This is a genomic window from Planococcus sp. A6 (genome assembly GCF_028823615.1).
Classification (GTDB): domain Bacteria; phylum Bacillota; class Bacilli; order Bacillales_A; family Planococcaceae; genus Planococcus.
In genome coordinates, this window is sequence record NZ_JAPEHT010000117.1 from 1 (window position 1) to 10,337 (window position 10,337).

The 10,337-nt window shown below is 47.7% G+C and carries 9 protein-coding genes and 1 pseudogene; 2 read left to right on the forward strand and 8 right to left on the reverse strand.

What is annotated here, in order from left to right:
• Positions 1–48: 48 nt before the first annotated feature.
• From ON064_RS14615 to ON064_RS14630, 4 genes and pseudogenes are all read right to left on the reverse strand, one after another.
• Positions 49–1,428, reverse strand: coding sequence for a PepSY-associated TM helix domain-containing protein (locus ON064_RS14615; protein ID WP_274625343.1), 1,380 nt, complete (start codon positions 1,426–1,428; stop codon positions 49–51).
• Positions 1,429–1,686: 258 nt separating this feature from the next.
• A complete protein-coding gene (locus ON064_RS14620) occupies positions 1,687–1,878 on the reverse strand; it encodes a hypothetical protein (RefSeq protein ID WP_274625344.1) in 192 nt (63 codons plus the stop codon).
• Positions 1,879–1,899: 21 nt separating this feature from the next.
• Complete coding sequence (locus ON064_RS14625; protein ID WP_274625345.1) at positions 1,900–2,088, reverse strand: hypothetical protein; 189 nt, start codon at positions 2,086–2,088, stop codon at positions 1,900–1,902.
• An 18-nt stretch (positions 2,089–2,106) separates the two neighbouring features.
• Positions 2,107–3,212, reverse strand: a pseudogene (locus ON064_RS14630) (cytochrome c biogenesis protein).
• A 394-nt stretch (positions 3,213–3,606) separates the two neighbouring features.
• Between ON064_RS14630 and ON064_RS14635 the strand changes: the two are divergent.
• The gene (locus tag ON064_RS14635; protein ID WP_274625346.1) at positions 3,607–4,062 is read left to right on the forward strand and encodes a GNAT family N-acetyltransferase; all 456 of its coding nucleotides are present in this window, start codon (positions 3,607–3,609) and stop codon (positions 4,060–4,062) included.
• A gap of 48 nt (positions 4,063–4,110) precedes the next feature.
• Here the strand turns inward: ON064_RS14635 and ON064_RS14640 are convergent, their stop codons facing one another.
• From ON064_RS14640 to ON064_RS14655, 4 genes are all read right to left on the reverse strand, one after another.
• Positions 4,111–4,650: a GNAT family N-acetyltransferase gene (locus ON064_RS14640; RefSeq protein ID WP_274625347.1), complete on the reverse strand. Its 540-nt coding sequence runs from the start codon at positions 4,648–4,650 to the stop codon at positions 4,111–4,113.
• A 12-nt stretch (positions 4,651–4,662) separates the two neighbouring features.
• Positions 4,663–4,953 (reverse strand): hypothetical protein, encoded by a 291-nt coding sequence (locus ON064_RS14645; protein WP_274625348.1) that lies wholly within the window; start codon positions 4,951–4,953, stop codon positions 4,663–4,665.
• A 68-nt stretch (positions 4,954–5,021) separates the two neighbouring features.
• Positions 5,022–8,075 carry a cell wall-binding repeat-containing protein gene (locus ON064_RS14650; RefSeq protein WP_274625349.1) on the reverse strand — a complete coding sequence of 1,018 codons (3,054 nt, stop codon included), beginning with the start codon at positions 8,073–8,075 and terminating at the stop codon, positions 5,022–5,024.
• Between the two features lie 198 nt (positions 8,076–8,273).
• A complete protein-coding gene (locus tag ON064_RS14655; protein WP_274625350.1) occupies positions 8,274–9,185 on the reverse strand; it encodes a DUF5996 family protein in 912 nt (303 codons plus the stop codon).
• A gap of 224 nt (positions 9,186–9,409) precedes the next feature.
• Between ON064_RS14655 and ON064_RS14660 the strand changes: the two genes are divergently transcribed.
• On the forward strand, positions 9,410–10,315 hold the full coding sequence (locus ON064_RS14660) for a metallophosphoesterase (protein ID WP_274625351.1): 906 nt from the start codon (positions 9,410–9,412) through the stop codon (positions 10,313–10,315).
• Positions 10,316–10,337: the final 22 nt, after the last annotated feature.

A 10,337-nucleotide genomic window follows, 5' to 3' on the forward strand; every position in this document is an offset into this window, starting at 1 on the left:
CCGCCGCCACAAGTGGCCCATAAAATTTCTTCATTTCCATTCCCCCTTTCATGCGTTCAGCCATTTCTTCACTGCCGGCAGGCGCTGGATCACCAGTTTATCGAACAGCCAAACGATGACCATCGACAATCCCGCAAGCGGGAAAAATAAGCCAAGCACGATCATCAAAAGCAAAAAGGATTTCGTTTTGAACAGCGGCGGCGCTTTCGGAGCGCCCATGCCTTTTTTCGGCTTGCGCTTCCACCACAGACAAACTCCGCTCACGGCTACAAAGACAATACCGAGGCAGATGAACAAGCTGATCAATTGATTAATGAGGCCAAATTGCGAGCCTTTATGGAGCGTGATGCCCCACGCAACGACTTTACCGATGACGCCGTAATTGTCGTAGCGGTAATCGGCCAGCACTGCACCTGAATATTGATCGATGTGCATCGTTGCCTCATCCTGCGCTTTTGGCGGGAACACGGACAGCGTATAGACGCCTTCAGGTTCCTGCGGGATGAACACCGAGTAGGACGGATGAATGCCTTCTTGATCAGCAATCTCGACTATTTTATCGAGCGACAGCGGGACCAGCCCCTGCACCGTTGACAGCGGCACGTCCAACGTCTCTGCCGCCCACGGCACTTCCGCAATGTCTTGCGTTTCGACGTCGGATTTCGGTGCTTCGCCAATCCAGACAGACGGCGGATAGCCTTCTCCTGTGTTGGTCACCAGCGCCTGGAAATTGGTTCCCCAAAAGCCCGACCATGGAAGCCCAGTCATGATCAAAAACAATAACCCGGCAGACAGCCAAAACGCCGGCACTGCGTGGAGGTCTCTTCTGCGAATTTTTGGTCCTTGGCGGAGGCGCGGGAATAATACGCCGCCCGCTCCGTTCATCTTTTTCGGGAACCATAGGAACAAACCGGTCACGATGAGCACGACCGCCCAGCTCGCCGCCAGTTCAACGATGCGGTCGCCGAGTGTCCCGGCCATCAGCTCGCCGTGGATTTCTTCGATTTTGTCCATGATGCGGTCGTCGTTGTTCAATTCACCGAGCGATTCGCCGGTGTACGGATCGATGAACACTGTCATCGACATGCCATCCGCTTCGACCGTCACTTCACTCGAACGCGACTCATTTTCACCGGGGCGGTAAGCCGTAACGATGCCTTCCGGATACAGCCGGTTCACTTCCGAAAGCTGTTCCGAAACCGCCACACGCTCTTCTTGTGCTTGAACTTCGTAATAATCCGCATATAGCACATTCTCAATTTCCGCTTTAAACAAATACACGGAACCGGTGATCGCAAGCAGCACCAACAGCGGCGCGAACAAAACCCCTGCGTACAGGTGCCAGCGCCAGACAGATTTATAAAACTGCCCGCCTTTTGCTTGTTTCGTTTTTTCAGCTGCCGGATTCTCTCTTTTTCCGTTCTCCATCTGTTCCGCCTCTTTCTTATGCATCCTGTTTTATGTATTCTTCGACTCTATTCAGTAAACGTCTAAAATCCGGTTTTAGATTAAAGACCGGCAGAAATTATGGAATGCCGCCCAAATAAAAAGAGGGATGCGCCATCGTTCAGCGCATCCCTCTTCTTCAGTGCTTCATCCATTATCCACGATAAAACGGCGTGCCCGTTATTCTGCTTTAACCGTATTATATACCGAACCGCTGCGACTTTTCCTCTCTCAGCCATTTCAAGAGTCCAGCTCCTCTTCCTGGCCTTTTTGTATAATCCAATTGATCATTCCGATGAATAAAATAAAGAGAGCTATCGCGACAGCTAGTTTGGCCACCGGATCCGGCACAAAAGCTTTCAGGTCAAAGAAGATATGCCCCCAGGTGATCAGGGCTGACAGTATGATTGCGACTAAAAATGTGCGCTTCATTCTATCCTCTCCCTTCATTTTCTATCCTACTTTTTCAGCTTTTCTTTTCTTCATGTAAGTATAGAAACTGCTGATGCCGAACGCCAAAAGAATGCTCGCCGCTGCCGCGTGATAACCTGACTTAATTGTTTGGCTAAGAGACGAGGCGCTGACTGCGGATGAGCCCAGTACACTTGCTAGGACGATGACGAGAATGATTCGATCTTTCATATATTCCCCTCCCAATAATCATGCATATGAATGCAAGCCTGAAATAACTAAATTGACGAAGACCTGATTAAAAATAATGGTGCCGAAGCCGATGATCGCAAGCCACGCCGTCTTTTCACCCGTCCACTCTTTGCCAATCCGCAAGTGAAGAAATGCTGCATAAAAGAGGAAAGTAATGACCCGCCTAGCGCAAATAACGGAAAACCGATAACGACCGATCGATAGGAGATCTCGTCCATCAATGTTAAATCAACTCTATTCGTGAAAGGCTGAAGCAATTGTGAAATTTTCTTCCGCGCAATCAAACGAATCACCAAATACAAGATTGAACCGACCACAAAGGACCACAGTACCGAATTGAGTTTGGCTGTCTCAATGTTATTGGGAATTTCTACAAGCCCCGCATAGTGAGAGGCCGGTTCATAGTTTTCGGCAGTTCCAGAAACGGCTTGCGCCTCATCCGGCACCACAATGGCTGGCAGGGTATACTCATACACCTGGCTCTGGCCTTCTTGATTTTCAAATTGATAACTGGCGCTGTATCCAGCAATTCCGAACGCGGATGTCACGAGAATGAAGCCAACAACCACTACCATGAAATACAGCACTAATTCCAAAAAGAATCCACTTTTGCTCTTGTTCGATGTATCTACCTTCTTCAACAAATAAATCAGTCCTGTTACAAACGATACAGATAACACAGCACTTGCGGTAGCCACCGTAATGACATGGATCGTGAGCCAGTGGCTTTGAAGCGCTGGAATTAGCGGCGATACTTCATTCGCGAACATGCTGGCATAGGCAATGATCAATATCGCAACCGGCAGCAAGAACAAGCCCACAACCGGTTGACGGTAAATATAGAAAAACCCTAAAAAGCTCCCAATTAGCATAATGCCGAAGAATGTCAGGAATTCATTTAAATTGCTGACCGGCGCATGGCCTGCTGCTACCCAGCGCAAAATAAAATAACTCAGTTGAGCAGCAAACCCGACAATCGTTAAGCCCATCGCAATTTTTACTGCCGATTGCTTTTTCGATTTTACAGCCACTCCAAATGGGATGATTGCGATTAAAAATACAATAAATGAGAAGTACAAGAATGAACTGCTTAACGAAACCAACGCTTCTGTAGACATATAGACATTCCTCCAAATCGAATAATATCGTTCAAATATTTATTCCAATAATACCATTTTTTTCAACCTACATAAGCGACCATTATGTGTCGGTTGCTCCCCAGCATCCATGAAGCACTTTATAGTAGCCAATCTGTAACTTGCCGAAAGACCTCTACTGTCTATTTTCGAGTTTCTGTCTTTTCCAAAATTATCAATATCAAAGTGCAGGAACATGTTATAGTCAAAAGGTCCAGTGCAAAATACGGACTGCCATTACGAGTTTAGGAGGCGTTCATTATGACAAACACAACTATCTTCATTATCCATGATTGCAAGGGGATAGCGCCGAATTGACCTGGCTCGTTCGCGTTCCCCGAAATTCGAAAGGGGAAAAATAATGGAATTAAAAAATGTAAGCATTACTGAAGTAAACGCTGACAACTGGTACGCTTGCTGCGAGTTGGAAGTGGCACAAGAACAACAAACCTATATGGAACCGAATGCGGTGTCCATCGCCCAATCAAAATTTGAACCAAGCCTGCGTCCATATGCAATTCATGTAGAAGGGCAGACCGTCGGATTTCTAATGTTCAACTCGGTTCCTGAAGAATTGGACGGCTATTGGATCTACCGCATCATGGTCGACCAAGCCTACCAAGGGCAAGGGATTGGAAAAGCTGCTACGAAATTAATGCTTACCGAAATGGCTGATTCTTTCCGAGCCAAGAAAGTGATTGTTGGCTATCATCCTGAGAACGCCGGAGCCCATCAACTGTATAAAAGCTTAGGCTTTGAAGATCAAGGGCATCGCTTCGGGAAAGAAATGGCTGTAGTGAAGCAATTGGCTGATTAATGAAGCGCAAAAGAGGCCGGACTGGAATATACCAGTTCGGCCTCTTTTTTATGGATTCTGTATTTTATACAACACATGCTTTCTTAACGGACTGCCTTCCGGAACGCGCGGATGCTCGAATTCTCCCATTTTCTCCATGCCGATCCGTTTCATGACGGTTTCAGACGGTGTGTTGATCATTGAAGTGAACGAGTAGATTTCTCTTTTGCCAAGCTCGTCGAACGCATACGCTAGGCAAGCCTTCGCTCCTTCTGTCGCATAGCCTTTTTTCCAAAACTTCTGGTCCAAGCGCCAGCCTATCTCGGTTGCGTCTTCAATACCGATATCGAAACTGACATCCAATAATCCGATAAAGCCGATAAAAGCTCCATCTTTTTTTCGCTCCACTGCCCACAGGCCATAGCCTTTCTCCTCAAAATGCGTTTCAATGCGATCAATCAAGGCATCCGATTCGGCGCGGCTCAAAGTTTTCGGAAAGAACTCCATAACGTCAGTGTTTGCATTCAATGCCGCGAATGGTTCGCGGTCAGATGCTTTCCACCGCCTGAATCCAAGCCGTTCAGATTCGAATAGATAGTCGTTCTCCATCTAATCTTCCTTTCACAATTCTTTTTCCTCTGGCTTTGTTTCCTCTGCTGCTAAAAAGTATTTCGCTTTCCATTCATTGTCTGTCGCTTTGAACAAAAGCACCAGCCCGATAATGAAAAAGAACACGCTCAAGATAATCGGGACGAGCCCCACTTCCCACAGTGCTGATAAATACAGGCCAAATTCTCTCGAATAGCCAGTTTCCCTTAATTGCGGTGAGTACACCGCCGCTGCGACCAAAGTAAACCCGAACAATAAAATACCCGAGATGACAGCGATACCGCCACCGATCAACTGTTTCATAGTATTTGCCCCCTAATTGAGTTATAAAAAAACAGGCGTCCGGAATCCGAATCGCCTGTTTTCCTGTTTTACTCGAACAATTGCTGGATGCTTTGCGTTGGCAAAGCGCCTTCACCGCCGAGGATGTAAATGCCGCTGACGGTTTTCAGCTGTGTTTGGACTGTTTTCACGGTCGCCGCGTTCGGACCGTTCGGTGCAGTCAAGACAAGTGGTGCTTTCGTTTTTGCTGCCAGTACGGATCCAGCGAGTGCATCCGGGTAGTTTGCGCCGGTCGACAAGTACATGTTCTGGTTATCGAAAGATGCTTTGAAATGGTTGATGACCGCGCTGTTCGTTTCGTAGCGTGATGCGCCGGACAAACGGACCGGATTTTTGATTTCTTTTGCTGTGCTGTCAGAAACAGCGCCTTTACCGCCAATGATGAAAGTTTTGCTATAAGCTTTTGCTGCGAAATGTGCTTTCACTTCCGCTGGCAAGCCGTTCGGTTTCGTCAGCAAAATCGGCATCTTCTGGCTGCCTGCGACCGGTGCGATCGACAAGGCATCGGCAAATGTTGTGCCGGTTGCTACGACTGCTTGAGTCGAAGTCTTCATTTCTTTCGCAATTTTGACGGATGTTTCGTAGCGATTTTTGCCGCTGATGCGTTTGATAGCTGTTTCTTTAATGCCGAGTTCGTTTAGTTCCATTTCGACCATCGGGCTGATTGCGCCCTCTCCGCCAATCAAGGTTACTTGTGTCACTTTCAAACGTTTCAATTCATCTTTTACCGATTGTGGAATTGAATCGGTTTTCGTGAGTAGCAATGGTGCGCTTTGATATGCCGCAAGCGGAGCTGCACTCAAGGCATCCGGGAAATCGCCGCCTGTTGCAATCACGGCTTTGCCTGATGTGCTCCAGCCTTTTTTCGATACTTCCACCGCTGTATCGTAGCGGCTTGCCCCACTGATGCGGTCAGCAAGATTCCATTTATCATCCAGTGCTAGGATCGCTTGTGCGCCGTTCAAACGGCCCCAACCAGAGACAAGATCAAAGCCTGGTGCCAATTCTTCCATCTCATAAGGGAAATCTTCTTCGAAGCCCCATTCATCTTCAAAACTTGGCGGACCGTCTTCTGCTATAAACGTGACATCATCCGCTGATGCTGTCAGCAAGTTCTCGAGCTGGCCCGGAGTGAGATCTGGATTAATCGATTTCAAGACACCTGCAACTGCCGCTACATGCGGAGCTGCCATGGATGTTCCGGACATCAAGCTTACATTGCCGTCCGGCAGCAAACTTGGAATATCCGTACCCGGTGCGACGAGGTCAAGCTCTTCGCCGTAGCTCGAGTAATCCGAGACGAGGTCGAGTTTGTTCGTTGCGCCGACTGCGATGGCGTATTTCGATGAAGCCGGGTAAGAAACTTCTTCCCATCCGTCATTTCCTGAAGCTGCGACAATCGTCACGCCGCGCTCGCTTGCGTATTTCATGGCGTATTCCAAGACGCGGCTGTAGCCGCCGCCAAGGCTCATATTGATGATGTCTGCGCCTTGGTCAGTTGCCCAGATGATACCGTATGCGATTTGTTCCGTATCGCCATATCCTGATGCATCGAGCACTTTTACCGGCAAGATCTTCGTCGACTGGTTGATGCCCGTCATCGAATAATCGTTGCCCGCTTCCGCTGCGATAATGCCGGAAACGTGCGTGCCATGTCCTTGATCATCAAATGCTTTATTGTCATCGTTGATGAAATCATAGCCTGTGCTGATCACTTGGTTCTTCAAATCGGCCAGTGTGTAATCAACGCCAGTATCGATGACGGCTGTGATGACTTCTGACTGGCCTTTTTGCGCTGCAAGCGACGTCATTTCCTCGAAATCAATGTCCGCATCTTCAATGCCAAAGCCGCCGCCCGTGTTTTCAAGCGACCATTGCTCGTTATAATACGCATCTTCTGAGTGAAGCTTGTATTGCTGTACCGGTTCGATGAATTCGACTTCCGGCAAATCTTCAAGCGACTGCAACGTTTTATCCGTTGAAGCGGCTGACATGCCAGACTTCAAATCCACCACGAAGAACTGGTCGAATTTCGGTGCTTCAGCTTCAAACTCAGAAACGGACTGGATGCCAGCAGTTCCGGCTTTCGCTTTTGTCAACGTTTCGCCTTCTTTTACTTTCACAATGACTTTGTTCATGGAAGCATCTTTTACGACGTATGGAGTCGGAAGCATGGCAGACATGACTGATTTTCCAGCCAGTTTGTTAATGTTGATTGCTTGTCCTGCCGCTTCCACATCGTCTTTCAAATTCGCAGGCGCTGTTTTCAACGCGAGCGCGTACAATTCACTGATCGCTTTCTGGTCTGCTGCAGTGATCGTCTTCGAGCTTTGGAAACCATTTTCTGCAATGCTCGTGATCAAGCCGTCGAGCTGATTGAGGTTTTTCTTCAGTGAATCACGGACAGATGCATCCGTTACGGCCTGATAGCCGATAAATGGCGCCAGTTTATAGTAGAGCTTCGTCAATTCTTTGCCGCTTTCTGTTTGGGAAAGCACTTCGCCGCGGATCACGCGCAATTGGTCAAGCAGCGCCTGGTCGCCAGCTGCTTCGCCCATAACAAGTTCTGCCGGGCATTGCTCGTCATTTGTCGGTTTTGATGCTTTTACAGTGACACCGTCAAAGCCGATCGTGTAGCTGGCATCTTCCGCTTCTTCGCCTTCAGGCAATTCCACGGGCAATTCGTCAGCGTAAGACGAGACCTTTATGTAGTAAGGGCCTTCCCAGGCAATCGGGAATTTCACAGTCGATTTCATTTCTGCAAAACTATAGTTACTGAACGGGTCAAAGGGCTGGTCGGCGGTCGCGCGGTCTGCGTCCGGATAGACGGTAAAAGTCAATTCGTCCTCCGACTGAAGGGAAACTTCAAAATGCGTATGCGCTGCGACTTGTGCAGGATCGACGTCAATCCGGTACCAATGCTCGTTATCTTCTGCCGAGAAAGTCTCCGTCACGTCATCTCCTTGCTCCAGTAAATCCGCATCCACCAAATCTTCAGCTTGTGCCGATTGTGTTGCCGGTAAAACACCAAAAAGTGATACACCCATCAAAAAACTCGTCGCAATCTTGAACGCGCGGTCCATCCTACCATCCCCATTTCAATTTTTTTACAATTTCATTAAATCCATTAAAGCACATCGGAAGACATAAAAATAGATACTTTCAAAAATATTTTTTCGGGACTTTTGATACGCTGGGAATCCTCGTCACTGTGACTGAACCGCGAATAAAAAATAGAGAAAATATGCTTGAATCGGCATATCTTCTCCTCACCTATTCCTTCATTTTTTTGCTTGCTGTTTTGGCATTTCGAGCGGCGTAAAATAATACGAACAGTCTGGCCAGCCCAATTCTTCGCTAAGGATGTCAAAAGTCGAGCGGAAAAATTCCTGCATCGCTTGCGCCGGGTCGGGCGAGCCCGCAACTTTATCGAGCATCAGGAAGTATTCGCTCATCGAAGCTTCAAAATACGCATCGGCAGGCTTTAACCGTTCGCTGTCGAGTTCTTTATTGACGAACGGGTACGGCAGGACAAAAAACGCAGGTGTATCGACATTGCTATCACCGGTCCAGAATCCATACTCGATAAAATGTTCATCGAATGCTGCTTTTTCGATGACTTTGTCTTCGGGATACGGTTGGCGGATGCCAGGCAAAACGAGTGACGAAACGTCAAACGTTCCCCAAAACAGCGCGGGTTTCATTTTTCGGGAGCGCAGCGGGCCGATAAACTTCAGCTGTGCTGCGGCCGCAAAATGAAACAGTTTAAGCCCGCGTATGGCTTGTTCCCAATTGAAGCTTAGCGGGGTGTCGTCTTCGTTCAGGTTGGTTTTATACGCCATCTCCTGCGGTTTCGGATTGATCTTCAACTCGATGCCTTTTGACGACAGCGTTTCGAAGATCTCTTTGAAATAAGTTTTGATCGACTTGGCCGTTTCGAGTGGCACGGCTTGCACATTTCCTTCCACATTGATGAGAATGCGGCTTTCATAAATGTCCAAGTCGACTTGAAACGCCTGACCTTGATAGAACAACAAGCCTGTCGTAAATCCGTTTGGTGTTATGGCGAGCGTCACGTACCCCCATTGAGGCTCCTGCTCGGCGGTTTCGAGCTTGATCTTGCCAAGAATCTGTGACAGCAAATGCAAAGTGAACTTCGTATCGGCCCATTCGGAATGCTTGATCACGTCCATTTTCTTCTCCTCCTCAGGATTTCAAATCCATAGGCGTCGGCAGTTTCTATTCCTCCTTATATTCGACATGCTTGCTGGCTTTCCTATCCGTCAGCTCCAGAGATGTTCACATTAATTTTCTGTTTCATTCAAAAGCTGCAAGAGACTGAAGGGACGTTTATGGGGGCAAAGTGGCGGGTAACTATTTGAGTCTAGATAAACGAAGAAGTAGTTAGGGGATAGAAATGAAAACATTTAGAAATATAGCCATAGCACTTGTCATCGTATTGGTTTTCGTCATCGCATATGGCTTGTTCGAACCCCGATTGCTCGACGTAGCCCAAGAAGAAGCTGCCATCCCGAAGCTTCCTGAGGAATGGGAAGGCCAAGAAATCGCGGTACTTGGAGATTTTCAGATTGGATTATGGGGCGATAACGCCGACACGGTAGAAGAAGCCGTCGAAGAAATCATCGAAAGAGACCCTGCTGTTGTTTTGCTGCTTGGTGATTTTATCTATCACCCGAAAAACGACACACAGCAGAAAGTATCCGAAAATATCGAAGTATTGAAGCCAATTGGCGATGCGGATATTCCAATGTACGCCGTTATGGGAAATCATGACTTCGGATTGAAGAAAAAGGACTCACAGCCGTTAAACGAAGCTGCGAAAAAAATGCGCCAAGCATTAAACGACGTAGGCGCAGAAGTCTTGCACAATGAATCTGCTCTGCTCGGTGTAAATGGGGACATTTTGCCTGATGGCTCAAAAGGGCTTTACATTACAGGGGTTGGTTCAAACTGGATGGGTGAAGATTCTGCAGAAGAAGCCCTTAAAGGAATTTCAATTGATGCACCACGTGTGGTAATGATGCACAACCCGAATTCTTTTAAAAAATTCCCCGCAAATTCAGCACCATTTTCAGTCGCTGGCCATACACACGGCGGCCAGATCAGACTTCCTGGCTTGCCCGGCTGGTCCTGGATGGACTTTACTTCTGAAGAAGAAAAGCATACGGATGGGTGGATTGAGGATTATGGCGCTGCTGGCAATCAGTTGTACGTAAACCGTGGCATCGGCATGAGCGCAGTGCCCATCCGTATCAATGCCAAACCTGAATTGACGATGTTTACATTAAGCTCTAAGAAATGATCGAAGCACTTACCTAAAAAGG